Origin of the sequence: Shouchella rhizosphaerae (genome assembly GCF_036700015.1) — a bacterium.
In the GTDB taxonomy this organism is placed as follows: Bacteria; Bacillota; Bacilli; order Bacillales; family Bacillaceae_D; genus Shouchella; species Shouchella rhizosphaerae.
On the sequence record NZ_CP144921.1, the window covers coordinates 1,924,526 to 1,949,313 of the forward strand.

A 24,788-nucleotide genomic window follows, 5' to 3' on the forward strand; every position below is an offset into this window, starting at 1 on the left:
GGCTACAATAACGTCATGGTCTTTTTAGAGAACGGAGTGAACGATATTTTCGTGATTAATGAAATGATTGTTGTGGAAGGAAGAAAGGACACAGTTTCCATCAAACGGGCAGTTGAAGCAGATACGATTGAAACCAATGGATCGGCGGTCGGCGAGTCTGTGTTAAAACAAATCGAGCTTGCAGCAAAACGCCGCGGCGTAATCGTATTTACAGATCCGGACTACGCTGGGAACCGTATTCGCCAAATTGTCAGCAAGCGAGTGCCAGGCTGCAAGCACGCATTTATCAAAAAAGCGGACGCAAACCCGAAGCAACGAGGGAAGAGTGTTGGTGTAGAGCATGCCTCCCCCGATGCAATCCGCGAGGCGCTTCTTGCTGTTCGTACGGAGCAGCTTGAACCATTTGCAGCACAAATGACGGTCGCTGATTTAATGGAAGCAGGATTATTATCAGGAAAAGGGGCGAGAAGCCGCCGCGAACGTTTAGGCGAACACTTGTCGATCGGCTATGCTAATGGGAAACAGCTTTTGAAACGGCTGCACATCTTTCGAATCACCCCTGAAGAATTTAACGAAGCGGTGAGGTGGATAAACAAACAGGAGGAAAGTGAACTTGAATAAAGACATTGCGACACCAGCGCGGACAAATGCCATTTTAAAAAAGCACGGATTTACATTAAAGAAAAGTTTAGGGCAAAATTTTCTCATTGATTTGAACATCCTTGCCAAGATTGTGGAAGCAAGTGGTTTCGATGAACAAGACGGCATTGTCGAAATTGGTCCAGGCATAGGTGCCTTAACGGAACAACTGGCAAAAAAAGCAGACAAAGTGGTCGCTTTTGAAATTGACGGCCGTTTAATCCCGGTGTTGGAAGACACCCTTTCGGCTTACCCGAATGTAAAGATCATCCACTCTGACGTGCTTAAAGCCGACTTGCCCGGTGTGCTGGACGCTGAGTTTTCGAAAGGGCAAGTTATCCATGTTGTTGCCAATTTGCCCTATTATGTCACTACCCCTATTTTAATGAAATTGCTGGAAGACAGGCTCCCTTTTAAAAGCATCACCGTCATGATCCAAGCAGAAGTAGCAGAGCGAATTGCGGCAAAGCCAGGGTCGAAAGAATACGGTGCCTTATCGATCGCTGCTCAATATTACGCAGAAGCAAAGCCAATGGTGGTTGTGCCGGCCTCTGTTTTCGTGCCCCAGCCACGGGTTGATTCAAGTGTATTAAAATTAACGATTCGCGAAAAGCCGTTAGTGGAAGTCATTGATGAACGTTGGTTTTTTGACGTATTCCACGCTAGTTTTGCCAATCGCAGAAAAACGATTTTAAACAACCTTGTCCATAACCTTGCCGGGAAGGACGCCAAGGCTGCTGTTGAACAAGCGCTGTCGGAGGCGGGGATTGATCCAAAACGCCGGGGCGAGACGCTGTCACCGCAGGAATTTGCTCGTTTGAGCGATGCCCTTTATTCCACGTTGCGGAAAGCCGACCGATAAAGGAACCATCGCCGTTGCCTCTTCATAGGCTATCGAAGAGGGGGCAACGCGATGACAATACAAGTTGGTGATGTGGTAGGCCGACTCTCTTATGATTGCGATGTCTTGTTTCGTGTGCTTGCAATCGAGCGCGGCGTGGCAACATTAGTCGGTGAAGAAATGCGTTTGCTGGCGGATGCGCCAGTGACCGATCTAAAAAAAATGTCCGCAAAAGAACGGGAAACAGATAAAAAACGGCAAAAAGAGCGAGAGGATGTCTCCTACCGGTTGTTTCGCCAAGATGCGAAATTAATGAAACGAAGGCAAGAATATCAAGCGGCATCAGGCTATGAAGAGACGCCGCATTTTTTTGAGATGAGAGGCCGTGTGCTTCACTTAGATGGAGACTTAAATTATTTAAATCGTTGCACGGCGTTATATGAAAAATTCGGCGTCCCCGTTTACGGCGTCCACATGGAAGAAAAAGAAATGCCAACGCAAATGGCCTCGCTTATGGAAATGGTCCAACCAGATATTGTCGTGATTACAGGACATGATGCCTATTCAAAAGCTAAAGGAAACCGAGATGAATTAAAGGCTTATCGCCACACAAAGTATTTTGCTGACTGTGTCCGTATTGCAAGAACAACGGTACAAAGCCGTGATGACTTGCTTATTTTTGCTGGGGCCTGTCAGTCCCATTTTGAGACGTTAATCAAAGCTGGCGCTAATTTTGCCAGTTCCCCAGAACGAGTGAACATCCACGCGCTCGATCCAGTCTATATTGCATCGAGGCTTAGTCGTACTTCTTTTTTAGAGACGGTTAATTTATGGGAAATACTGCGAAATACCATTACAGGGCAAAAAGGAATAGGCGGCATTGAAACACGTGGCTCCATGCGCCTCGGTTTGCCGTTAAAGGAGCTAGATGAAACGCCTCAAACCGATTGAGGCGTTTCAGACTGTAGACAAACGCTCGCATACTTTGTCGTTTGTCTCACTCATATGCTCATGAACCCCCGTTCTATTCGCATCTTCCCTCGCCTGACAAACGTTTTCTATCAGTCTGATTACGGCTGTCATTGACATTTATTAGCAGACATAAAGGAAGCGTTTTTAGTATATCCTACAAACAACAAAAGTTGACAAAGATAGTTGTTGACAAACAGGTTTTCTGGTTGTTATAATTTAAAATTTGACTTTTTTGTAATTGTGTTATATACTATGAAGAGCGAGGTGGTTGTGAGTATGGCAAACACAATAATTGACATTAAACGGGCACTAGACAAAAATGTTGGCAAGCGTATTACCATTAAGGCAAATGGCGGACGCAGACGCTCTTCAGAGCAGTCAGGCATGATTGAGGAGACCTATCCTGCCGTGTTTATTGTCAAGTTGGATGAAGACCAAAACTCGGTGGAACGCGTCTCTTACAGCTATGCAGATGTGCTTACGGAAACAGTTGAACTGTTTTTGTCAGGAGAAAATGGCCAAAAAGCAACAATTATATAAGAATCGGCGTTTGCCTCAGTGACTTTCTTTCCAGCAAAAAGAAAGTCTTTTTTTTGTCCATTTGCTCATACTAAGGGTGCTGGGCTATAACCAGCAACAAGCAAAGGAGCGGGTTTAAAATGGGGAGAAGACGAGGCATTATGTCAGATCGCTTAAAAGAAGAACTTGCAAAAGAGCTTGGTTTTTATGATACTGTCCAAAGAGAAGGCTGGGGTGGCATTACGACAAGAGACGCAGGGAATATGGTAAAACGCGCCATTGAAATTGCCGAACGAAACTTGCAAAATGGACAGTAATGGTTTGAAGCCTGTTGCGCAGCTGCGCAACAGGCTGTTTATATTCAATAAAGCACACTTGAACAGGTTTACGTATAGAGATTATTTGCCGCTGAAGCTGGCAGGATAGAAAAGGTGGTATGTTGCACGGACAAGTGATAAAATAACGAAAGCATATGCGAGTATAGAAGGTGACGATGTGAAGTATTCAATTAAAGCGCCTGCAAAGATCAATTTGTCCCTTGATGTGATAAGGAAACGGGAAGATGGTTATCATGAAGTTGAAATGATCATGACAATGGTTGACTTAGCTGACCGAGTAGACTTATCACTGCGGGCCGATGGAGGCATATCGATAGACGTTTCTGAAGGGTTTGTCCCGAGTGATGAGCGGAACTTTGCTTACCAAGCGGCATCGTTATTAAAAAAACGATACAACGTTAGAGAGGGCGTACACATTTACATTACGAAACGGATACCAGTAGCAGCCGGGCTGGCTGGCGGAAGCAGTGATGCAGCTGCAACGTTAAAGGGCTTAAATGAGCTTTGGCAGCTTGGTCTTTCAGTGGATGAACTGGCGACACTAGGCGCTGAGATTGGTTCTGACGTTTCTTTTTGTGTGTACGGCGGCACGGCGCTAGCGACAGGCAGAGGAGAGCTAATTAAGCCGATTGCTTCCCCACCGCCATTATGGGTGATTTTGGCAAAGCCGCCCATTGGCCTATCAACGGCAGACGTTTATAATGGCCTAAAATTAAGCGAGGCAAGGCATGCAAAAACAGCAGAGATGATCGCGGCACTTGAGCGCCAAGACGCAGCATCAATTTGTGCGTTGCTCCATAATACGCTCGAAGATGTGACGCTACGCCTTTATCCAGAGGTCGCCCATATTAAAGAGCAAATGAAGCGTTTTGGCGCTAACGGTGTATTAATGAGTGGAAGCGGTCCGACGGTTTTCGGCATTGTCGAAAAGGAATCGCGGGTTAACCGGATTTATAACGGCCTTCGTGGCTTTTGTGATGAAGTGTACGCAGTGCGGCTGATTCGTACAAGCGGCACTTGTCCAAATACGGATGAAAATGGTATGTTATAAATAAATATTCGGTTATGAGTGCGGAGGGATTATGAAAAAGTTGAAGCGCAGTGGGCGCCTTGTAGATATGACTCATTTTTTGCTGCAACATCCCCATGAAATCGTATCACTAACCCATTTTTCTGAACGTTATCAAGCGGCTAAATCCTCTATTAGTGAAGACTTGGTCATTATTAAAGACATGTTTGAAGAAGAAGGCTATGGTGCGTTAGTGACGATACCAGGGGCAAGCGGCGGCGTAAAGTTCATGCCAAAGATGAACAAACAAGAAGCAGAGCAATTAATTGGCGAATTGGTGCAGGCGTTAAACAAACAAGAACGGATTTTGCCAGGCGGTTATCTGTATATGATGGACTTGTTAGGCAATCCAAAGTTAATGCACAAAGTGGGCCGCTTGTTTGCAGCGGTGCTGGCCGATAAGGAAATTGATGCGGTGATGACAGTAGCAACGAAAGGCATCCCCCTTGCCTATGCGGTTGGCCATTACTTAGGGGTCCCCGTTAGCATTGTAAGAAGGGATCACCGCATTACAGAAGGTTCAATGGTCAGCATCAATTATGCGTCTGGATCTTCTGACCGAATCCAGACGATGACACTCGCACGGAGAAGCTTGGCACCAGGGTCAAAGGTGTTCATCGTTGATGACTTTATGAAAGCAGGCGGCACACTTCGAGGAATGGTCGACTTGCTCGAAGAGTTTGAAGCTGATTTAGTCGGCATTGGTGTATTAGTCGAGTCGGCGGAAGTATCAGAAAGGCTTGTTGATGATTATTTGTCTTTGACAAAATTAACGAACGTCAATGTTCGTGAAAAAGTGATCGATGTGACAGAAGGAAACATTCTAACGAAATTAGAAACGTCTTAAAGGAGGCTGCTTTATGAAAGTCGTGCATACCAATGAAGCGCCGGCAGCAATCGGCCCATATTCACAAGGAATGATTGTAGGAAATCTATTTTTTTCATCTGGGCAAATTCCACTTACGCCTGCTGGGGAACTAGTTACAGGCGGAGTAGAAGAGCAAACCCATCAAGTGTTTGCAAACGTAAAAGCGGTATTGGAAGAAGCCGGTTCATCACTTGAAAAAGTGGTAAAGGCGACCGTTTTCATCAAAGATATGAATGATTTCCCCCGTATTAATGAAGTATACGGCAGCTATTTCCGTGAACATAAGCCGGCGAGGTCGTGTGTGGAAGTAGCACGGCTGCCTAAAGATGTACTAATTGAAGTCGAAGTCATTGCAACCGTTTAAAACTGGATGATTGTTTAAAGCACCTTTCTCATAGTGGGAAAGGTGCTTTTTCGTTCGTAAAAAAGTTTAGCAAAAAAGATTTGAAATAGGTGAAGGTAATTTTCTTTTTACCGCGAATTGTTTAAACAGATCAACAATAAGAGAGGTGGCTAACATGGAAATTACTGACGTGAGACTTCGCCGTGTCCATACGGAAGGCCGCATGCGTGCAATCGCATCGATTACAATGGACCATGAGTTTGTTGTTCATGATATCCGCGTAATAGATGGCAACAACGGGCTTTTTGTGGCAATGCCAAGCAAGCGGACGCCTGACGGCGAATTTAGAGATATTGCCCATCCTATTTCCTCAAAAACGAGAGAAAAGATCCAAATTGCCGTTATAAACGAGTATGAGCGTGTCGGCGAATATGAAGACGCGCCTAACTATGAGGAAGCAGGAGCTTCTTGAGGTTGTCGGAAAAGTCGGCAAAACCACTCAAGTTGAAAGTGCAAATAGCTTGTTTTCATGCTTCCGAAACATAGAAGCGAAGCGTTTGTCTACAGTTTGAGAACGTCGAACTTCCTGAACATGGTAAGTGTTTTCGTTTTTAGCCATTTGCTAAATGAGGGTGGCAAAAAATGAATGTTCCAGTTGTAAAAAGCCAGCCGGCAAATGTAGGCTGGCTTTTTACAACTGGAACTGCCTAAACTGTGTAAAGGCGGTGGAATGCCTTGAAATACCGCATTTTTTAAAGTATAGTTTTAATGACAAAGGATTGGCTGGAGGGACATAATGAGCGGACGATTTGCGGTTATTTTAGCAGCAGGGCAAGGGACGCGTATGAAGTCAAAGCTTTATAAAGTACTGCACCCTGTCTGTGGCAAACCGATGGTTGAACATGTAGTCGATCAAGTTTCCGAATTGGAATTTGATAAAACAGCGGTTATTGTTGGACATGGAGCAGAGGAAGTAAAAAAAACACTAACTGAAAAAATTGAATTTGTGATGCAACCAGAACAGCTTGGTACAGGCCATGCTGTTAAATGTGCTGAGCATCTATTGGCAAGCCAAAAAGGCACAACAGTTGTGCTGTGCGGTGACACCCCTTTGATTACAGCTGCCACAATTAAAAAATTAATGGATACCCATGAAGCAAACGGAGCTAAAGCAACAGTGTTGACAGCCCATGCTCCAGATCCTACGGGCTATGGCCGTGTAATTCGCGGAAACCAGGGGCAAGTAGAGAAAATTGTTGAACATAAAGATGCTTCTGTGGATGAGCTAGCGATTGCGGAAGTGAATACAGGTACGTACTGTTTTGACAATGAAGCATTGTTTGAAGCGCTTGCAGAAGTGAAAAATGAAAATGCCCAAGGGGAATATTATTTGCCTGACGTGATTGGCATTTTACGGCAAAAAGGCGAAACCATTTCAGCTTACCAAACCGACTCCCTTTCGGAAACGATGGGCGTGAATGATCGTGTGGCTCTGTCACAAGCAGAGGCAGCGATGCGCAAGCGCATTAACGAAGAGTGGATGCGCCAAGGCGTTACGATTATTGATCCGCAAACAACGTATATTTCTGCGGACGCATCGATTGGCCAAGATACGGTCCTTTACCCAAATACGTCCATAAAAGGGCCGTCCGTTATTGGAGAAGACTGTGTGATTGAATCAGGTACAGAAATCGCTTCTGCAACGCTTGGCAGAGGCGTTCACGTGTGCAGTTCGGTAATAAGCAACAGCGTGGTGGCCGATGGCTCATCGATTGGCCCATTTGCCCATATCCGCCCTGGCTCCGATGTTGGAGAAAATGTGCGTGTAGGCAATTTTGTCGAGCTAAAAAAGGCAAGCATTGGCACTGGAAGCAAAGTTTCGCATCTTACTTATGTAGGCGATGCGGAAGTGGGCAGTGATGTTAACGTCGGCTGCGGCGTCGTGACTGTCAATTATGATGGCAAAAACAAACATAAGACGATTATTAAAGACGGCGCTTTTGTCGGTTCAGGCTCAAATTTGATTGCGCCTGTAGAGATTGGCGAGCGTGCATTTGTGGCAGCCGGTTCAACAATCACCGATGATGTTCCGAGCCAAGCGCTATCAATTGCAAGGTCGAGGCAAGTAAATAAGGACAATTACGTGAAAAAAGATGTTTAAGAACAACTGGAGGTCAAGCAACGAAATGGCAAATTACAGCGATCCAAGCTTAAAGGTGTTTACGCTCAATTCTAATAAAGGGTTGGCTGAAGAGATTGCCCGTCACATCGGCGTCTCACTTGGAAAGAACTCAGTGATGCGTTTTAGCGACGGAGAAGTGCAAATTAACATTGAAGAAAGCATCCGCGGCTGTGATGTCTATTTGATTCAATCAACGTCGGCTCCAGCTAATGAACATTTAATGGAGCTCCTCATTATGATTGACGCAGTAAAACGGGCTTCAGCACGGACGATAAATGTCGTGATCCCTTATTACGGCTATGCGCGCCAAGACAGGAAAGCGCGGGCGCGAGAGCCAATTACAGCCAAACTCGTTGCCAATTTACTTGAAACAGCAGGGGCAACCCGTGTGTTGACCATTGATTTACATGCTACGCAAATCCAAGGGTTTTTTGACATTCCAGTTGACCAGCTAATGGGCGTTCCGCTCTTGTCTGATTACTTTGAGAGCAAAAAGCTTGATGATATTGTTGTTGTATCGCCTGACCACGGCGGTGTTGTACGCGCACGAAAAATGGCAGACCGCTTAAAAGCGCCAATTGCCATTATTGACAAGCGCCGTCCGAAACCAAATGTTTCAGAAGTAATGAATATTGTCGGCAATATTGAAGGAAAAACAGCTATTATTATTGATGATATTATTGATACAGCAGGAACGATCACACTTGCGGCGAATGCATTAGTAGAGCAAGGGGCTACAGAAGTGTACGCGTGCTGTACACATCCTGTTTTGTCGGGGCCTGCTATCGAACGTATTAGCAATTCTAAAATAAAAGAGCTAGTCGTAACCAATACGATTGCCCTAACTGAAAAGCAAAGAGGGGAAAACATTACGCAACTTTCTGTTGCCGGCTTGATGGCTGAAGCGATTATCCGCGTCCATGAAGACGCGTCGGTGTCAACGCTTTTTGATTAAGGTTAGCTGGTGATGTCGGAAGGTCACGGGAAAAAACGATCCATGTCTGTTTGAAAACCAAGCTATGAGGGAACACATGTAAGTAGTTGTGTTAAATCTTACAGTAGAGGTGAAAGATCATGACCGTATTGAATGCTCGTGAACGCAAAGACCAAAAAGCACACCAAACAAAAGAACTCCGTAATCAAGGGCATGTCCCAGGCGTATTATATGGCAAAAAGGTTAAAAGCACACCTGTATCGGTAGAAGCTGTCGCCTTTTTAAAGACATTCCGCGATGTTGGCCAAAATGGCTTGTTTGACCTTCAATTAGAGAACGGCGGCAAACATCATGTCATGGTTCAAGAAGTACAAATCGATCCTCTTAACAATCAGTATATGCACGTTGATTTTTTTGAAGTGGATATGAATGAAGAACGGGATGTGAATGTCCCTGTCCATTTAGAAGGGGATGCGCCGGGAGCGAAGGAAGGCGGCATCGTCAACCACTTGCTTTATGAAATAACGGTCCATTGCCTTCCTGCTGACATTCCGGAATCAATAACGGTTGATATTTCAAACTTGAACATTGGCGACAGCCTTTCTGTTTCTGACATTCGTGCCAATGTGCCCGTTACGATTGTCAATGAAGATGATGAGACGGTTGTAACAGTAACACCGCCGACGGTTACTGAAGACCCAGATGCAACAGAGGAAGACAATACGACGGCAGAATCAGTGGAAGCGACAGGAGAACGTAATGACGATAACCTTGATCGGCCAGGTCGTGTAGAATAAGCGTAAAGGAAAGGTATGGCTCGTCTGAGTTATGCCTTTTTCGTAAAGGAGTAGCAAATGAAGTTAGTAGTGGGTCTAGGGAATCCTGGGAAAAAGTATGAACACACACGGCATAATATTGGGTTTGACATTATTGACCGTTGCGCACAAAAACTTGACTTGCCCCTGGACAAGCAAAAGTTTAAAGCCATTTATGGAGAAAAGCGGATCGGTAGTGAAAAAGTTGTTCTTTTAAAGCCGTTAACGTATATGAATTTATCAGGCGAAGCTGTACGTCCGTTTATGGATTATTTTAATATCAGCAACGACGAGCTTGTTGTGATTTATGATGATCTCGACTTGCCTGTAGGAAAAATACGCTTGCGAAAGAAAGGCAGCGCTGGTGGCCACAATGGCATTAAATCATTGATAGCTCATTTAGGAACAGAGGATTTTAACCGTATTCGTGTTGGAATAGGCAGGCCGGCCCATGGTGAACCTGTCGTCCATTATGTCCTCGATACGTATCGCAAAGAGGAATTGGCCTTTATGAATGAAGCGGCTGAAAAATCGGCAAAGGCGATTGAGGCGTGGCTAGAAAAGCCTTTTCTAGAAGTGATGAATACGTTTAATTGATCTGATAACGGTAACCGGTCGTTCTGACGGGAAGAACGAGCTATCCTATGGCTTGGGCCATGTTGGAAGCTCAATGGAAAAGGCAGCTACTAGAATTCGGATATTTTCCATCTTTTTTGCTCATACTATGGAAACCAAGTGTGAAAAAGAGGTGTGAAAATGGCTGTATACTATGGCTGCCGCCATTGCGGACAGACGATCGGTGTTGTATTTGAAAACGCAACCGAAGCTGACTTAGGTTTTCATGAATTGAATGAAATGGAAAAGGACGAACTATTGACTTACTACGAGAATGGTGATATACATGTGAAGGCCATATGTGAAGATTGCTATACAGCGTTGAGTGATAATCCTCAGCTGTATAGTTACCCGTATTTCATCCATTGAAAAGAGGCGGCTTCGTTTATAGAAAGAACAAAAATACCAACGCTTTGGTCAGCTTTTTAACCAAAGCATTTTTCCGTTCATAAGATGCATTGGCATATTCAGCATTGTCAATGAGTAGCAATAAGCAAGTTCCTTTAAGGAGTTATCGTTAAAAAGTCGAGTATGTATCTGTGAAAATACGTACGGCGCTCGGGGTTTCTTTAACGCGTCTCGACTTGTTTGTCCGCTTATATGAATACGCGAAGAGAAGAAATTCAGGGGGAAAGAAAAGATGTTAGGATTGCAGCAATTGGTGGGCAGCGTAAAAGAAGTGCGCGCTGTTGCAAAGGGTATTGAAAATGACATGAATGAGCAACTTCTTACTGGCCTGACCGGTTCCGCTCGCACGGTTGTAAGCGCTGCGTTATTCAGGGAAACAGGAAGAAGCCAACTCGTGGTTACCCATAATTTATACCAAGCCCAAAAAATATATGAAGATCTTGTTGAATTATTAGATGAGGACACAGTTTATCTTTATCCTGTGAACGAGCTCATCTCAGCCGAAATTGCCGTCGCTAGCCCGGAAATGAAAGCGCAGCGCTTGGATTTGCTTAATGCGCTTGTACAAGACTTTAAGGGCATTGTCGTCGCTCCGCTAGCTGGCATTCGCCGCTTGTTGCCGCCAAAGGCTTTATGGCAAAGCAGCCAGCTCCATTTGAAAACAGGCGAGGACATCGGTGATTTGGAAGAATTTATAAAAAATTTCGTCACAATGGGTTACCGCAGGTCTGATATGGTATCAGCACCTGGGGAATTTAGTGTGCGCGGAGGCATTGTCGATCTGTATCCGCTTACGAAGGAACATCCTTTGCGAATTGAGCTGTTTGATACAGAAGTCGATTCAATGCGCTACTTTTCATTGGAGACGCAGCGTTCTGAAGGAATGATTGATGAAGTCACAATTGGTCCTGCTCAAGAAGTGCTGCTCCATCATTCACACTATAGCCACGGGGCGAAGTTGTTGGAAGAAAAATATGAGGCAACGCTAAAAAAAGTAGCAAGCAAACAAACACGGGATAAATTGCAAGAACATATTCCTTTTGAAATTGCCCAACTGAAGCAATCAGCTACGTTTGAAGGCATGTACAAATACATGTCGCTTTATTATGAAACGCCGCAATCGTTATTGTCTTATATGCCAGAAGATGCGTTTGTCTGGGTGGACGAAATGAATCGCGTCAAAGAAATGGCGGAACACTTGCAAAAAGAAGAGGCGGAATGGCATACGGCAATGCTTGAACAAGGGAGCATCGTCCACGGTACGCACTTGTCCCTTGATGCACTTGCGAGGCTGCAACAGGCGCCGCAGCCGGTTCTTTATACGTCGCTTTTCCAAAAACAAGTACCTTCAACGAAGCCAGAGCAAATCATTAACTTATCCTGTAAATCGATGCAAAATTTCCATGGGCAGATGGATTTGCTTACTTCTGAAGTCAATCGCTGGCTTTCTAACGATTACACCGTTTTGTTCATTGCCGGAACAGAGGACCGTGCCAATCGGCTTGCTTTAAACTTAGAAGACGAAAAAATCGATGCCCATTTGATTGAGGCGATAACGGATTTGACTCCAAGTAAAGTGCAAATTTATACAGGGCACTTGCACACCGGATTTGAGCTATCCGAACAGAAACTTGTCGTCGTTACTGAAGAGGAAGTATTTTCAAAGCGGGCGAAACGTCCTAAGCGTCGGCAAAAGCTATCAAACGCTGAGCGGATTAAAAGCTATTCCGAATTAGCTGTCGGCGACTTGGTCGTTCATACGAATCATGGTGTCGGTAAATATTTAGGCGTTGAGACGCTTGAAATCAATGGCGTCCACAAAGATTATTTAAATTTGCGCTATGCGGGCAATGACAAGCTCTATGTGCCTGTCGAGCAAATTGACCAAGTGCAGAAATATGTCGGAACAGAAGAAAAAGATCCGAAGATTTATGCCCTCGGAGGAAGCGATTGGAAAAAAGTAAAAAAGAAAGTCCAAACTTCGGTTGAAGACATTGCTGATGATTTAATTAAGCTGTATGCAGAACGTGAAGCAAGCGTTGGCCACCGCTTTTCTTCTGACGGACCGGAACAAGCTGAATTTGAAAGCTCATTCCCGTACCAGGAAACGGAAGACCAGCTACGGGCCATTAAGGAAATTAAAGAAGACATGGAAAAGCAACGGCCAATGGATCGCCTATTGTGCGGCGATGTTGGGTACGGAAAAACGGAAGTCGCAATTCGTGCTGCCTTTAAAGCGATCATGGACGGCAAGCAAGTCGCCATTTTAGTACCGACAACTATTTTAGCGCAACAGCATTTTGAAACGATTTCAGACCGGTTTTCTGACTTTCCGATTACAGTTGGCGTTTTAAGCCGTTTCCGTTCGCGAAAAGAGCAAACGGAAGTGCTGAAAGGCTTAAAAGCAGGATCTGTAGATTTGGTCGTCGGTACGCACCGTCTGCTTTCAAAAGACGTACAGTTTAGAGACTTGGGGTTATTGATCGTCGATGAAGAACAGCGTTTTGGCGTTACCCATAAAGAGAAAATCAAACGCATGAAGGCCAATATCGATGTGCTAACGTTGACGGCGACGCCGATTCCGCGAACTCTCCATATGTCGATGCTCGGTGTTCGTGATTTATCGGTGATTGAGACGCCGCCAGAAAACCGCTTTCCTGTCCAAACGTATGTCGTTGAGTTTAATCCAGCCATTGTACGGGAGGCGATCGAGCGTGAACTAAGTCGTGGTGGCCAAGTGTATGTCCTCTATAACCGTGTAGAAGACATTGAGCGGATGACGGAGCAAATTTCTACGCTCGTCCCTGATGCAAGAGTAAGCTATGCACATGGGCAAATGAATGAGCGTGAACTGGAATCGATCATTTTGGATTTCCTTGAAGGGGAAAGCGATGTGCTCGTAACGACAACCATTATCGAAACAGGCGTTGACATTCCAAACGTGAATACGCTCATTGTTTGCAACGCCGACAAGATGGGCTTGTCCCAACTTTATCAAATTCGCGGGCGTGTTGGTCGCTCGAACCGAGTGGCGTACTCGTATTTTACGTACCAGCCTGACAAAGTGTTAACCGAAGTGGCTGAAAAGCGCCTGCAGGCCATCAAAGAATTTACTGAGCTTGGCTCAGGCTTTAAAATTGCGATGCGTGATTTAACGATCCGCGGTGCTGGAAACTTGTTAGGGTCTCAACAGCATGGCTTTATCGACTCTGTTGGATTTGACTTGTATTCGCAAATGTTGAAAGAAGCCATTGAAGAACGGAAAGGGGAAAAACCGAAAGAACCGCCATTTAAGGCGGAGCTGAATGTAAATATTGACGCCTACATTCCAGAGCGGTATATCCCTGACGCGAAACAAAAAATCGAGATGTACAAGCGCTTTAAAGGCGTGGAAACGTTAGAAGAAATCGCTGACCTGCAAGATGAACTCGTTGATCGTTTCGGCGAATATCCAAAACAAGTCGCTTATCTTTTTGAAATGACAAAAATTAAGCTGATTGCCGATCAAGAAAAAGTCGAAAAAATTACAGAAGGCAAAGACGCCGTTACGATTTTATTGACAGAGGAAACAACCAATCGCATCCATGTTGCGACGCTTGTCGATGCTGCCCAAAAAATTGGTCGTGACGTTAGCATCGGCTCGCAAGGAAACCAAATTAAACTAGTTATTAAGACAAAGCAACTTTCTGATGAAACATTGCTTGCGTACATCATTGAATTACTGGAAGCATTGATCCGTGCTGACAAGTCAAAGAAAGCGATGTCTGCGTCGTAAGGCTAGTCCTATTTTCTGCTTTATGGGCCTCCTTTCAAAAAAGATTACAAAATAATTCATTCGCTGGTGAATAGTTCATGGAAACGGAAGAATACTACATTTACACCCCATTGAATGTATTCTTCTGATTTGCATCATTCTGTGTAAACACCTTCAGAAAGAGAGGCTCTTCTTATGAAAGCAACAGGAATTGTACGACGCATTGACGATCTCGGGAGAGTGGTCATCCCGAAAGAAATACGCCGCACATTGCGGATTCGTGAAGGCGATCCTTTGGAAATATTTGTTGATCGTGACGGCGAAGTGATTTTGAAAAAATACTCGCCGATTTCCGAGCTTGGCGATTTTGCAAAAGAATATGCGGAAGCCCTTTATGATAGCTTAAATCAAAATGTACTCATCTCGGATCGTGATACGTATATTGCTGTAGCAGGGGCGCCAAAGAAAGAATTCGCCAATAAGGCAATTGGCGATGCGGTTGAGTCTGCTATGGTAGAACGTAAATCTTACTTGGAAGCCAATGCTGGAGAATACAACCTTGTTGGCGATCACAAAGACGATTTTCAAGGATATGTGGTCGCGCCAATTATTGCGGGCGGCGATCCCATTGGTACAGTGGTAATCTTCTCTAAAAACGAACCATTGAACGGCAATCTTGAACAAAAAATGGCTGAAACCGCTGCTGGCTTTTTGGCTAGGCAAATGGAGCAGTAGCACGACAAAAACACCATGGGCAGAACATGGTGTTTTTTGTGTGCTTTCTTTGCATCAATTGAAAAGAGACTATGATACGATAAGAGTTCAAGTAAAAAAAGGAGGTATATCAAAAAACATGCAAAATTGGTTTAAAGTATGGATTCGTCCCCGTCAAGTTGTCGATGATGAATTAAAAACAGCGAGAGAAAAGAAGCAGACATGGAATTATTTGCTGATTGCTTATGTGTCTGCTGTACTGAGCACTTTTACGAATTTTTCAAGCGGAGTTGTTCCAACATTTGCTTACGTTATTGTGTTTGCTTTACTTACTAGCATTGTGGTAGCTCCGATTAGCCTGTATGTCCTCTCTTGGCTATACAAGTGGGTCGGCAGTTGGCTTGGGGGAAAAGGGACAGCGCTTGACCTTCGCGTCGCTACTGTACATACAAGCATGATCCCATTGATTATTCATGGCCTTATTAGCATTCCTTTTATTCTTGTTATTGGCGAAACCTATTATTGGTTCGACCTAGAAAGCATTCTGTTAGGGATAGAGATCGCGCTTTCGCCACTACAACTGTGGGCACAAAACATCCTCGGCCTTATCAGTCTGACTGCGGGTATTTGGACATTCGTGCTTTTGATGCATGGAATTGGCGAAGCCCATCAATTTTCCGCATGGAAATCGGTTTTGGTTGTCCTCATTTTAGGAGCAATGCTCGTCGTGATTGCGGTTGTTGTTAGCTTTTTACTCGCAATAGTTGGTGCTCTATAAGTCCAATAAAAAAACGCCCATGGGCGTTTTTTATTGGACCTCTTGCTCAAGCTTCTCTGTAATGTAGGCAACAGCGTTTGTTGCTTGGCTCGCATTCATTGCCTCAATGTATGTTTGCCTTCCATTATAAAGCTCTTGGACTTCCTGTTGCAATGTTTCCTTTGTCAAGTTTTCTTCCTCTAACATGCGGGCGTAACCATTTTTGACAAAAGTTTGGGCGTTCAAGATTTGGTCGCCACGGCTTTGTGCTCGTGAAAGAGGGATGATAAGCATGGGGATGTGCAAAGCCAAAAACTCAAAAATGGCATTCGAACCGCCGCGTGTGACAACAAGGTCAGCCGCTTGAAGAAAGTGAGGCAGTTCGTCATGAACATATTCATATTGTTTATAGTTGCGGCGCCCTTCCAACGCTGGATCGAGGTGGCCTTTTCCGCAAATATGAATGATTTGATACGTGTTTGTAAGCGTATCGAGGGATTCACGAATCGCTTCGTTGATCCGCTTTGCCCCTAAGCTCCCTCCCATAACGAGCAATGTCGGCCGCTCTCGGCTAAAATCAGTGATGGTCAGCCCTTGAATGCGGGAGCCTTCGAGAAGCTCGCGGCGAATTGGAGAGCCGACCGTTGTGGTTGCTTCTTTTGGAAAATGGGCGGCTGTTTCAGCGAATGACGTATAAAATGTGTTAGCAAATCGTTTAGCGAGGCGGTTTGCAAGCCCGGGCGTCAAGTCGCTTTCATGCAAATGGACGGGGATTCGGAGCGTATAAGCTGCCGCCACAACTGGTACCGTCACAAAGCCTCCCTTGGAAAATACAACATCAGGCTTTTCCGCTTTTAAAATTTTCCGGGCTTGGCGAAAACCATTTGCAATTCGAGCAATATCGGTCACATTTTTCCAATCCATATAGCGGCGTAGCTTGCCACTTGAGATGCCAAAGTAGCGAATTCCGGCCTTTTCAACTAGTTGCCGTTCAATTCCTTCATAAGAGCCGATATAAGCAATTGACCAGTCTTTGTCATTAAGCTCGTTGATAATAGCAAGATTCGGGGTGACATGGCCAGCCGACCCTCCCCCAGTAAAAATAATTTTTTTCATAAAAGTCCCTTCTGTTCAAACGGATTTCAATTCCTATATAAAAAGCCGTGTGATTTGGTCAATGACGATAAAAAGAATCGCCATACAGCCAAGAAAAGCGATCAAAATCAGCATCGACCGCCACAGTTTAATTTTTTGCGCTTCTGCAAAAGCAACGAGAAAAATGCCGATTAACCAAATCGAAGCCACGTTATGGACAAACACGCCGATTTGGTAAATGATATATACGACGTTGCTGTGTAAAAAATAAGCCTGCACATAGGCTATACCAAAAAGGAGTATGCTGACAAGTCCTAGCAGGATTCCTGGCATAAAAAAGCCATAAACCAGTGCTTTTCTTGTTGCTTCCACATTGCCATTGCCACCATACCAACTGCCGACCTTTCCCAGAAGAAGGCCAAACACGTAGTATAGCAAAGGACCCATCAAAGAACCAATCACTAAAATAACCAATATGGAGGCGGCTGACAACTCGCCTAGCAAAATAAAGGCTTGGATGTGAGAATAGGACAATGTCGTAAGCAAGCCAAACAATAATGAGATCAATAGGGCGGCTTTTTTATGTAAGCCATACTGAAGGACATCCTGCATCTGCCTACGCGGGTGGAGCCAGACCGAAAACCATAGGTTTCGCGCTTTCAAAACATCACCTTCGCTTATCAAATTCTACCCTCTATCATACCACGTTTCTCTAGTCGGATTGAAGCGCACTGGAAAAAGAAAATAATTATTAGTATCATACATAGAGAAAGACGCAAAAATACCGGTTGGACGGTTGGGGCCGACCATCCTACATAGGGGATCGAAGCCCGTTGCAGAGAACACCGTGTTAGTGTCAAAAAGGAGAGGAATGCTGCTTTTAATAACACCGTAAACAATGGAGCAATAGGCTCATTTTCGCTTTGTTTATGTTATGAGTAGCAAACAATGGTTGGGTGATTCAGGCAGGACGGGAGCAGTTAAAGGCGCAGTGTTTATTGCGTTTGCAGCACTGATGGCTAAGGTACTATCGGCTGTCTACCGGATCCCATTTCAAAACATTGCTGGTGACTTTGGTTTTTACGTATACCAGCAAATCTACCCTTTTTACGGGACAATTGCCATTCTAGCCCTTTATGGCTTTCCAGTTGTGATTTCCCGGCAAGTTGCTGAGAAGAAGGCGCAAGGGCTAGAAAAACAAGCAAATGAATTGGCCAGACAAGCGTTTGTGGGAATGACCGTATTCGCTGTCGTTGCTAGTATTGGATGTGCAGCAGCAGCGCCGTTAGTTGCCCAATTTATGGGAGATGAACGCCTTGCCCCCCTTCTCCGCCTCGTAAGCATTGGCTTTTTGTTTTTGCCTATATTGAGCGTAGGTAGGGGAGTTGGACAAGGATACGGCGATATGAAACCGACAGCTTTTTCCCATATAGGCGAACAGCTTATACGGGTAGCGGCGATTATTGTTGTGACATATGCTTTGGCAGCTGCTAATAGTGGGCCTTATATGATCGGCACAGGCGCTGTGTATGGCTCGCTTTTAGGGAGCTTAGCTGGTTGTATCGTTGTTATAGTTGCTACAAGGCAGATTAAATGGAAAAAATGGGCGCTTTCCTTCGCCTCTATAGGCTCAGCGCTTAGGCAAAGTACATCGATTTTATCGCAAAGCGTTTACGTTTGTATCAACGCTTTAGTCTTATTGCTGTTTCAAATGATTGACGTTTTTACTATCGTTCGTTTGCTCCAAGAAGCAGGCTTACAAGAAGAACAAGCTTATTTGGCAAAGGGTGTGTATGACCGAGGCCAGCAGCTCATACAGCTTGGCACGGTGCTCGCCACTTCCCTTGCTCTCGCCCTTGTTCCCCTGTTGGCTAAAGCGCTGGCAAGAGGAAAGGAGCAACATGCGCAGATGTACCGCGATGCAGCAGTTCGGATGACGCTTTTGCTAGGGGGAGGGGCCGCGATTGGCTTGGTTGTACTGATGGGACCGGTTAACCATATGCTGTTTACAGACCGTGCAGGAACAGACATCTTGCAAGTTGTTGCTGTCTCGATTTTCCCTGCTTCGCTCTATTTGACGGCTGCAGCGATTTTGCAAGGCTATGGCAAAATTCATATTCCCCTTTATGCCGTGGCTGTTGGTCTTGCAGTAAAGCTGGCGGGTAACCTCTTGTTTATCCCAGTGATGGCATCAGCAATGGGTGGGGCGTATGCAAGTTTATTTGCCTTTTTGGCGATGGCGGCTCTCGCTCTGTACGCGATTAGGCGCCAAGATGGTGTTCTGTTTGTGCAAAAACGTTCCTATATAAGCACTGGCGTGACGCTTTTCTTGCTGTTCCTAGTCGCTTATGGATGGAAGTGGTTGTTAGAGGCGTTTCTTTTCACAAGTGAGGAACGAGTAGGCGATACAATGATTGCCTTATCCACATCGCTTGTCGGGGTGGCCACCGTTGCTTGTTGTTTGCTTGCCAGTTCTGTTTTGACATTGCGTGAGTGGGCAAGCGTTCCAAAGCTGGCAAATTGGCGGCGAAAAGCAATGAATATTTTAAAGTAAAGGCAAGGTGACTATGGGAACCATATCAGTTGTTGGACTAGGAGCAGGCAATCTTGCGCAACTGCCGCTTGGCATTTACCGTGCCTTAAAAAAGGCGAATCGCATTTATGTACGTACAGACAACCATCCCGTCCTAGTGGAATTAGCGGAAGAGGGGCTGGCGTTTACGTCATTTGATTCTGTTTATGAACAACATAGCGAATTTGAAGATGTTTATAAAGAGATTACAACGCGCTTGCTGGAAGAGGCAAAACAAGACGACGTCCTTTATGCCGTGCCTGGACATCCATTTGTGGCGGAGCGGACGATTCAACTTTTGCAAAAGCAAGCGCAAGGAACAGGTGTAACGATCGATGTCCTTGGCGGTGCCTCGTTTTTGGACAACATGTACACAGCTTTGGCAATCGACCCCATTGAAGGCTGCCAAATTGTTGACGGCACGGCACTACGAGCGGAAGAGTTGCAAATTCGTCATCACCTCATCATCGTGCAAGTATACGATGCACTGATCGCGTCAGAAGTAAAACTGACGTTAATGGAAAAGTTGCCAGACGATTATGAAGTATCGATTGTGACCGCAGCTGGCACGCCAAAGCAGTCGATTTTGCGAGTGCCTTTGTTTGAATTGGACCATTATGTAAAAGCAAACAATTTAACCGCTGTATATGTGCCGCCTGTAAGAGAGGATCGATTATTGCATCGCGACTTCTCCTATTTGCGAGGCGTCATTGCCACGTTGCGGGGGCCGGAAGGCTGTCCTTGGGACCAGAAGCAGACACACCATACATTAAAACGGTACTTGCTTGAGGAAGCATTTGAAGTGTTTGAGGCGATTGATGAAGAAGACGACAGCCATTTGGCAGAAGAGTTGGGCGACGTCTTGCTGCAAGTGCTCCTGCATGCGCAAATTGGCGAAGAACAAGGCTATTTTAACGTGGATGATGTGATTGGGACACTTACGGAAAAAATGATTCGCCGCCACCCCCATGTGTTTGGCGGGGCAAAGGCGGAAACTGCTGGCGAAGTGTTACAGACATGGCAGCAAATAAAAGCGCAAGAACAAGCAGAACAGCCCAAGCCCAAGTCTGCATTAGACGGGCTAGCTGCAACCAATTCCATGCTTGTAGATGCAGCCGCCTTGCAAGAGCGTGCAGCCAAGACCGGTTTTGAATGGGCGAACGTCGAAGAAGTGTGGGAAAAATTGTTTGAGGAAATAGAAGAATTTAAAGTGGAAGCTGCCAAGTCAAGCAAAAGCAAAATGGAAAAAGAATATGGGGATATTCTGCTTGCAGCGGTAAGCTTGGCTAGATTTTATGATCTATCCCCAGAAATCGCGCTCCACCGTTCGTTGACTACATTTAAAAAGCGGTTTTTGTATGTTGAACAAAAAGCGCAGGAAAAAGGGCAGGCGATAGCCGACATAGAGATGAGCGAACTGGATCGCTGGTGGAATGAAGCGAAAGGCAAATTTAACGAATAAGAGGAGTGATTGGATGCGGTTGGATAAATTTTTAAAAGTGTCGCGCCTAATTAAAAGGAGGACGTTAGCGAAAGAAGTTAGTGACCAAGGCAGAGTCACGGTCAATGGCCAAGTAGCAAAAGCGGGGACAACAGTAAAAGCAGGAGATGAACTGGCGATTCGGTTTGGACAAAAAATCGTCACGGTAAAAATAAACGACGTACGTGATACCACACGAAAAGAAGAAGCTGCTGAAATGTATACGATTGTTAAAGAGGAGTCTGTATAATGCGCGGTTTTATTTTTGATATGGACGGCGTCATCATTGACAGCGAGCCGCTCCATTTCCAAGTAGAGCAAGATGTGTGTAAGAAATACGGCGTCGAGCTGGCGGAAAAAGAATTAGAATCCTATGTAGGCACCCGCGCGAGGGATATGTGGCAGCAAATCAAGAAAACACACGGGGCCACGTTTGAAGTATCTGCCGTGCTGAATGAAGCCAATGAGCGAAAGCAAGCCTATGTTGTCAGCGGGAAAGTCGAACCGATCTCTGGCATTAAAGAACTGCTTGCAGCTTTAAAAAATAACGGGTACCGCATTGGTTTAGCGTCTTCGTCGCCACGGCCATTCATTGAAGCAGTGCTTAACAGTTTTGGCATCAGCGACTATTTTGATGTTGTCATGAGCGGAGAGGAAGTCGCTAACGGGAAGCCTGCACCTGACGTTTATAGGGAAACAGCCGAAAAACTTGGCGTTCAACCGGACGCTTGCACGGTATTAGAAGACGCTGCACATGGCGTGCAGGCTGCATTGGCCGCAGGAATGCGCGTCATTGGCTTTGTTAACCCAAATTCAGGTAGCCAAGACTTGAGTGCAGCACACGACCAAGTAAACGATATAGGGCAAATCCAACCGCAAGCGGCGGAAATCGTGATCGAGAAAAATCAATAACTGCATTCAGCCTGATAAGGAGTGCAGGTGAGGGAAGCTGCGAATAGAATCGGGTTCAGCGACTGACGTATGCGAGCGTTTGTCCACAATTTGAAGCCGTAAACAAAAAAATTGTTTACGGCTAGAATGTTCGACGCTGTTTAGGAAAGCGCATCGCGGGGCTTTTGCCCGAGTGCTCCAGCCACAAGGTTTTCTGCAGCGCGCAGCGCCATCGCTTCACGGGTAGCAGCTGTGGCTGAGCCAATATGAGGTGTCAATGTAACATTATCCAACTCTAGCAATGGATGTCCTGGTGGCAATGGTTCGACTTCAAACACATCAAGAGCAGCACCAAAAATCGTTTTTTGCTTTAATGCTTCAATTAGGGCAGCTTCGTCGATAACGGCACCACGGGCCCCATTGACGAGAATGGCCGTTTCTTTCATTTTGCTTAGCTCTTCTTTTCCGATTAAATGCTTTGTTGCCTCAGTCAGTGGTACCATGATGACAACGACGTCGGCTTGTTCAAGCAGCTCGTGTAATTCTACTTTTTTGGCGCCATACTTCTTTTCGACTTCTGGCCTGCTTGAGCGGTTATGGTAAAGGATCTTCATCCCAAAACCTTCCTTGGCGCGATGGACGATTTTTTCGCCAATGCGCCCCATGCCGACAATACCGAGTGTTTGGTTGTAGACATCTTGACCATATAGAGACTGTGCCGTCGTCTGTTTTGTCCAGTTGCCTGCCTTGACTTGTTCGTGCAGTGGAGCGATGCGGCGCGCCCCTGATAGAATGAGGCCGAACAGCAAGTCTGCAACCGTTTCGTCAAGAACATACGGCGTGTTTGTGACATAAATGTTTTGCTCCGCTAAGCCTGCAACATCAAAACCATCGTAGCCAACGGTGGCGGTGCTAATCACTTTTAGCTTGCTAGCATGTTTGACGAGCTCGGTATCTGCACCAATTCCTGTCAGCATCGCGCCGTCCACATCAGCTAATTCGTGGGCCAATGCTTCTCTAGTTAGCGGTTTGCTCTCGTCCCATATCCGCAAATGGCAGAATTGTGAGATATGGTTAAGCGCAGCGTCAGGCAACGAACGTGCTAAAAAAACAGTTGGTTTGCTCATATGTACCCCTCCTCTAAGTGTAACGATAGCAATCTATGCTTGATTTGTCACCTCCCTCCTTAATGCAGGAGGGAATAAATCAATGTAGAATGATCTGAGAAAGTTAATTAGGATATGGGGGCGAGTAGTTGTGCAACTTCGAGAAATAACAATTAGCGATGCAAAGCCGTTTTTGCAATTGCAGTTGCAATTAGACAAAGAAGCGAGTTATATGCTCTATGAGCCTGGGGAAAGAACGACAACGGTGCGAGAACAGCGGAAGGCGATTGCCGATATCCAGCAGTCTCCGTCATCCACCATTTTTGTAGCGGAACACGACAAGAAGCTGATTGGCTATCTGAGTGTGTTTGGTTCCCGATTGCAGCGCATTCGCCATGTGGGCTATATTACAATCGGGATTTTAGAGGATTATTGCAACCAAGGACTTGGCAGGAAGCTGCTAGAGAAAGCGGACCATTTTGCACAGAGCGTTCAGCTTCACCGACTCGAGCTAACGGTGATTGAAGAGAATGCACGGGCGCTGCACGTGTACCAAAAATGTGGGTATGAGCAAGAAGGCGTCCGCCGCCGGGCAATCCGACATGGCCACAAGTGGCTTAATGAGATTTATATGGGGAAATTGTTGTAAACCTCATTTTGGCGCTTGAAAATGGTCCATTCCTCCTCTAAACTAAAAGAAAAGTGAGAATGATTTTCATTATCCTATAGAGTGGACGGAGGAATAACCGTGCAGGAAAAAGAGATGTTTGACCTAACGATTATCGGTGGCGGGCCAGCCGGTTTATATAGCACGTTTTATGCAGGGATGCGCGATTTAAAAGTAAAGCTCGTCGAATACAATAAAGAGCTAGGCGGCAAAATTTTGTTTTACCCAGAAAAAATTATTTGGGATGTTGGGGGAATGCCGCCTACAACAGGCAGAACATTAATTAACCAGCTTGTGGAACAGGCAACGACCTTTAACCCAACGATATGTTTAAATGAACACATTGTACGGATGGTGCGGGAGCCTGACAACACGTACACCCTTTTTAATGAGCAAGGTAAGGCCCATTATACACGGGCGGTCATGCTTGCCTCTGGGCATGGCATCCCTGTTATGCAAAAGCTTGAAATTGAGGGTGCCGACCGGTATGAAGTTTCCAATCTCCATTACACGGTCACGCAAATGGACATATTTGCAAACAAGCGCGTTTTAATTTCTGGAGGGGGCAATGCAGCTGTCGACTGGGCGAATGAACTTGCCAACATTTCAAAAGAAGTGGTTGTGTGCCATCGGCGCGATGAATTTGGCGGCCATGAGAAAAATGTAGAGCAAATGAAATCTGTAACAAAAATACACACGCCCTACCAAATAAAAGAACTGCATGGCGTAGGCTCTGCGATTGAAGCGGTTACCCTTGCTCATTGTGATACAGGCGAACAACGACAAATCGAAGTCGATGCTGTCATTGTAAACCATGGGATGAAACTAGATGGCTGCTTTTTAATCGAAGCAGGCCTTGCATTGGAAGAAGACGGCTTTCTCCGCGTATCGGCCTGTATGGAGACAAGTCAGCCTGGCATTTTTGCAGCCGGAGATGTGACAAGGCATGAAGGGAAACTTCAGCTCATATCGGGGGCGTTTGTTGAAGGGGCAACAGCAGTAAATGGCGTTAAGCAGTTTTTGGACCCGAAAGCGGATAAGCAAGCATATGTATCTTCCCATAATGAAAAATTTAAGAAAAAAAATGAGCAGCTAAAGCAGGAGAAACAAGCACAGCTAATGAACTAAGTTGGCAAGGCTGTACTTAGACAGCGCCAGCGCTCATAAATATAGAGAATAAAAGAAGCTCTTGTTTCAGAGAGGGGCGCC

26 protein-coding genes are annotated in these 24,788 nt (G+C 45.4%); 23 read left to right on the forward strand and 3 right to left on the reverse strand.

Annotated features, from left to right (window positions below; translation table 11 throughout):
• Positions 1–15 precede the first annotated feature (15 nt).
• From rnmV to V5G21_RS09665, 17 genes are all read left to right on the forward strand, one after another.
• Complete coding sequence (gene rnmV / locus V5G21_RS09585) at positions 16–621, forward strand: ribonuclease M5 (RefSeq protein WP_050749011.1); 606 nt, start codon at positions 16–18, stop codon at positions 619–621.
• On the forward strand, positions 614–1,501 hold the full coding sequence (gene rsmA, locus V5G21_RS09590) for a 16S rRNA (adenine(1518)-N(6)/adenine(1519)-N(6))-dimethyltransferase RsmA (protein ID WP_338465491.1): 888 nt from the start codon (positions 614–616) through the stop codon (positions 1,499–1,501). The genes rnmV and rsmA overlap by 8 nt, the downstream gene beginning before the upstream one ends.
• A gap of 51 nt (positions 1,502–1,552) precedes the next feature.
• A complete protein-coding gene (yabG, locus tag V5G21_RS09595; RefSeq protein ID WP_338465492.1) occupies positions 1,553–2,431 on the forward strand; it encodes a sporulation peptidase YabG in 879 nt (292 codons plus the stop codon).
• Between the two features lie 297 nt (positions 2,432–2,728).
• On the forward strand, positions 2,729–2,992 hold the full coding sequence (locus V5G21_RS09600; RefSeq protein ID WP_011244936.1) for a Veg family protein: 264 nt from the start codon (positions 2,729–2,731) through the stop codon (positions 2,990–2,992).
• Positions 2,993–3,111: 119 nt separating this feature from the next.
• Positions 3,112–3,288 carry a small, acid-soluble spore protein, alpha/beta type gene (locus tag V5G21_RS09605; protein WP_011244937.1) on the forward strand — a complete coding sequence of 59 codons (177 nt, stop codon included), beginning with the start codon at positions 3,112–3,114 and terminating at the stop codon, positions 3,286–3,288.
• A 178-nt stretch (positions 3,289–3,466) separates the two neighbouring features.
• The gene (ispE, locus tag V5G21_RS09610) at positions 3,467–4,360 is read left to right on the forward strand and encodes a 4-(cytidine 5'-diphospho)-2-C-methyl-D-erythritol kinase (protein WP_011244938.1); all 894 of its coding nucleotides are present in this window, start codon (positions 3,467–3,469) and stop codon (positions 4,358–4,360) included.
• Positions 4,361–4,391: 31 nt separating this feature from the next.
• Positions 4,392–5,225 (forward strand): pur operon repressor, encoded by an 834-nt coding sequence (gene purR / locus V5G21_RS09615; protein ID WP_011244939.1) that lies wholly within the window; start codon positions 4,392–4,394, stop codon positions 5,223–5,225.
• Positions 5,226–5,238: 13 nt separating this feature from the next.
• Positions 5,239–5,610, forward strand: a complete 372-nt coding sequence (locus V5G21_RS09620; protein WP_011244940.1) for a RidA family protein — start codon at positions 5,239–5,241, stop codon at positions 5,608–5,610.
• Between the two features lie 154 nt (positions 5,611–5,764).
• Positions 5,765–6,061 (forward strand): septation regulator SpoVG, encoded by a 297-nt coding sequence (gene spoVG / locus V5G21_RS09625; protein WP_011244941.1) that lies wholly within the window; start codon positions 5,765–5,767, stop codon positions 6,059–6,061.
• 324 nt (positions 6,062–6,385) lie between these two features.
• Positions 6,386–7,750: a bifunctional UDP-N-acetylglucosamine diphosphorylase/glucosamine-1-phosphate N-acetyltransferase GlmU gene (gene glmU / locus V5G21_RS09630; protein ID WP_035202162.1), complete on the forward strand. Its 1,365-nt coding sequence runs from the start codon at positions 6,386–6,388 to the stop codon at positions 7,748–7,750.
• A 25-nt stretch (positions 7,751–7,775) separates the two neighbouring features.
• On the forward strand, positions 7,776–8,726 hold the full coding sequence (locus tag V5G21_RS09635; RefSeq protein WP_011244943.1) for a ribose-phosphate diphosphokinase: 951 nt from the start codon (positions 7,776–7,778) through the stop codon (positions 8,724–8,726).
• 119 nt (positions 8,727–8,845) lie between these two features.
• On the forward strand, positions 8,846–9,502 hold the full coding sequence (locus V5G21_RS09640) for a 50S ribosomal protein L25/general stress protein Ctc (protein ID WP_011244944.1): 657 nt from the start codon (positions 8,846–8,848) through the stop codon (positions 9,500–9,502).
• Positions 9,503–9,559: 57 nt separating this feature from the next.
• Positions 9,560–10,117, forward strand: coding sequence for an aminoacyl-tRNA hydrolase (gene pth / locus V5G21_RS09645; protein ID WP_011244945.1), 558 nt, complete (start codon positions 9,560–9,562; stop codon positions 10,115–10,117).
• 159 nt (positions 10,118–10,276) lie between these two features.
• The gene (locus V5G21_RS09650) at positions 10,277–10,504 is read left to right on the forward strand and encodes an anti-sigma-F factor Fin family protein (protein ID WP_035202169.1); all 228 of its coding nucleotides are present in this window, start codon (positions 10,277–10,279) and stop codon (positions 10,502–10,504) included.
• A 271-nt stretch (positions 10,505–10,775) separates the two neighbouring features.
• Positions 10,776–14,318, forward strand: coding sequence for a transcription-repair coupling factor (gene mfd / locus V5G21_RS09655; protein ID WP_011244947.1), 3,543 nt, complete (start codon positions 10,776–10,778; stop codon positions 14,316–14,318).
• Between the two features lie 174 nt (positions 14,319–14,492).
• Positions 14,493–15,032 carry a stage V sporulation protein T gene (gene spoVT / locus V5G21_RS09660; RefSeq protein WP_011244948.1) on the forward strand — a complete coding sequence of 180 codons (540 nt, stop codon included), beginning with the start codon at positions 14,493–14,495 and terminating at the stop codon, positions 15,030–15,032.
• 118 nt (positions 15,033–15,150) lie between these two features.
• Positions 15,151–15,789 (forward strand): YIP1 family protein, encoded by a 639-nt coding sequence (locus V5G21_RS09665; RefSeq protein ID WP_063609323.1) that lies wholly within the window; start codon positions 15,151–15,153, stop codon positions 15,787–15,789.
• A gap of 30 nt (positions 15,790–15,819) precedes the next feature.
• Here V5G21_RS09665 and V5G21_RS09670 read toward each other — a convergent pair whose 3' ends face one another.
• The gene (locus tag V5G21_RS09670; protein ID WP_011244950.1) at positions 15,820–16,884 is read right to left on the reverse strand and encodes an undecaprenyldiphospho-muramoylpentapeptide beta-N-acetylglucosaminyltransferase; all 1,065 of its coding nucleotides are present in this window, start codon (positions 16,882–16,884) and stop codon (positions 15,820–15,822) included.
• 33 nt (positions 16,885–16,917) lie between these two features.
• Positions 16,918–17,526, reverse strand: coding sequence for a YIP1 family protein (locus V5G21_RS09675; protein ID WP_142237601.1), 609 nt, complete (start codon positions 17,524–17,526; stop codon positions 16,918–16,920).
• Between the two features lie 289 nt (positions 17,527–17,815).
• Between V5G21_RS09675 and V5G21_RS09680 the strand changes: the two genes are divergently transcribed.
• Genes V5G21_RS09680 through V5G21_RS09695 form a run of 4 tightly spaced genes read left to right on the forward strand, consistent with a single transcriptional unit; the run spans position 17,816 to position 21,827 of the window.
• Positions 17,816–19,417: a polysaccharide biosynthesis protein gene (locus V5G21_RS09680; RefSeq protein WP_169024181.1), complete on the forward strand. Its 1,602-nt coding sequence runs from the start codon at positions 17,816–17,818 to the stop codon at positions 19,415–19,417.
• Positions 19,418–19,430: 13 nt separating this feature from the next.
• A complete protein-coding gene (mazG, locus tag V5G21_RS09685) occupies positions 19,431–20,897 on the forward strand; it encodes a nucleoside triphosphate pyrophosphohydrolase (RefSeq protein WP_011244953.1) in 1,467 nt (488 codons plus the stop codon).
• A gap of 13 nt (positions 20,898–20,910) precedes the next feature.
• Positions 20,911–21,165: an RNA-binding S4 domain-containing protein gene (locus V5G21_RS09690; RefSeq protein ID WP_035202177.1), complete on the forward strand. Its 255-nt coding sequence runs from the start codon at positions 20,911–20,913 to the stop codon at positions 21,163–21,165.
• A complete protein-coding gene (locus tag V5G21_RS09695) occupies positions 21,165–21,827 on the forward strand; it encodes an HAD family hydrolase (RefSeq protein WP_011244955.1) in 663 nt (220 codons plus the stop codon). The genes V5G21_RS09690 and V5G21_RS09695 overlap by 1 nt, the downstream gene beginning before the upstream one ends.
• 140 nt (positions 21,828–21,967) lie before the next feature.
• Here the strand turns inward: V5G21_RS09695 and V5G21_RS09700 are convergent, their stop codons facing one another.
• A complete protein-coding gene (locus tag V5G21_RS09700; protein WP_011244956.1) occupies positions 21,968–22,933 on the reverse strand; it encodes a 2-hydroxyacid dehydrogenase in 966 nt (321 codons plus the stop codon).
• Between the two features lie 130 nt (positions 22,934–23,063).
• Here V5G21_RS09700 and V5G21_RS09705 point away from each other — a divergent pair, with 130 nt between their 5' ends.
• The gene (locus V5G21_RS09705) at positions 23,064–23,561 is read left to right on the forward strand and encodes a GNAT family N-acetyltransferase (protein ID WP_011244957.1); all 498 of its coding nucleotides are present in this window, start codon (positions 23,064–23,066) and stop codon (positions 23,559–23,561) included.
• A 114-nt stretch (positions 23,562–23,675) separates the two neighbouring features.
• Complete coding sequence (locus V5G21_RS09710) at positions 23,676–24,707, forward strand: NAD(P)/FAD-dependent oxidoreductase (protein ID WP_041824247.1); 1,032 nt, start codon at positions 23,676–23,678, stop codon at positions 24,705–24,707.
• Positions 24,708–24,788: the final 81 nt, after the last annotated feature.

Coding starts and splice junctions, on each gene's coding strand:
- V5G21_RS09695 (WP_011244955.1), top strand. CDS start 21,165: ATGCGCGGTTTTATTTTTGATATGGACGGCGTCATCATTGACAGCGAG.
- purR (WP_011244939.1), top strand. CDS start 4,392: ATGAAAAAGTTGAAGCGCAGTGGGCGCCTTGTAGATATGACTCATTTT.
- V5G21_RS09690 (WP_035202177.1), top strand. CDS start 20,911: ATGCGGTTGGATAAATTTTTAAAAGTGTCGCGCCTAATTAAAAGGAGG.
- V5G21_RS09635 (WP_011244943.1), top strand. CDS start 7,776: ATGGCAAATTACAGCGATCCAAGCTTAAAGGTGTTTACGCTCAATTCT.
- V5G21_RS09670 (WP_011244950.1), bottom strand. CDS start 16,884: ATGAAAAAAATTATTTTTACTGGGGGAGGGTCGGCTGGCCATGTCACC.
- rnmV (WP_050749011.1), top strand. CDS start 16: ATGGTCTTTTTAGAGAACGGAGTGAACGATATTTTCGTGATTAATGAA.
- yabG (WP_338465492.1), top strand. CDS start 1,553: ATGACAATACAAGTTGGTGATGTGGTAGGCCGACTCTCTTATGATTGC.
- V5G21_RS09665 (WP_063609323.1), top strand. CDS start 15,151: ATGCAAAATTGGTTTAAAGTATGGATTCGTCCCCGTCAAGTTGTCGAT.
- V5G21_RS09710 (WP_041824247.1), top strand. CDS start 23,676: ATGTTTGACCTAACGATTATCGGTGGCGGGCCAGCCGGTTTATATAGC.
- mfd (WP_011244947.1), top strand. CDS start 10,776: ATGTTAGGATTGCAGCAATTGGTGGGCAGCGTAAAAGAAGTGCGCGCT.
- V5G21_RS09700 (WP_011244956.1), bottom strand. CDS start 22,933: ATGAGCAAACCAACTGTTTTTTTAGCACGTTCGTTGCCTGACGCTGCG.
- spoVT (WP_011244948.1), top strand. CDS start 14,493: ATGAAAGCAACAGGAATTGTACGACGCATTGACGATCTCGGGAGAGTG.
- V5G21_RS09640 (WP_011244944.1), top strand. CDS start 8,846: ATGACCGTATTGAATGCTCGTGAACGCAAAGACCAAAAAGCACACCAA.
- V5G21_RS09620 (WP_011244940.1), top strand. CDS start 5,239: ATGAAAGTCGTGCATACCAATGAAGCGCCGGCAGCAATCGGCCCATAT.
- spoVG (WP_011244941.1), top strand. CDS start 5,765: ATGGAAATTACTGACGTGAGACTTCGCCGTGTCCATACGGAAGGCCGC.
- V5G21_RS09600 (WP_011244936.1), top strand. CDS start 2,729: ATGGCAAACACAATAATTGACATTAAACGGGCACTAGACAAAAATGTT.
- V5G21_RS09650 (WP_035202169.1), top strand. CDS start 10,277: ATGGCTGTATACTATGGCTGCCGCCATTGCGGACAGACGATCGGTGTT.
- glmU (WP_035202162.1), top strand. CDS start 6,386: ATGAGCGGACGATTTGCGGTTATTTTAGCAGCAGGGCAAGGGACGCGT.
- mazG (WP_011244953.1), top strand. CDS start 19,431: ATGGGAACCATATCAGTTGTTGGACTAGGAGCAGGCAATCTTGCGCAA.
- V5G21_RS09605 (WP_011244937.1), top strand. CDS start 3,112: ATGGGGAGAAGACGAGGCATTATGTCAGATCGCTTAAAAGAAGAACTT.
- pth (WP_011244945.1), top strand. CDS start 9,560: ATGAAGTTAGTAGTGGGTCTAGGGAATCCTGGGAAAAAGTATGAACAC.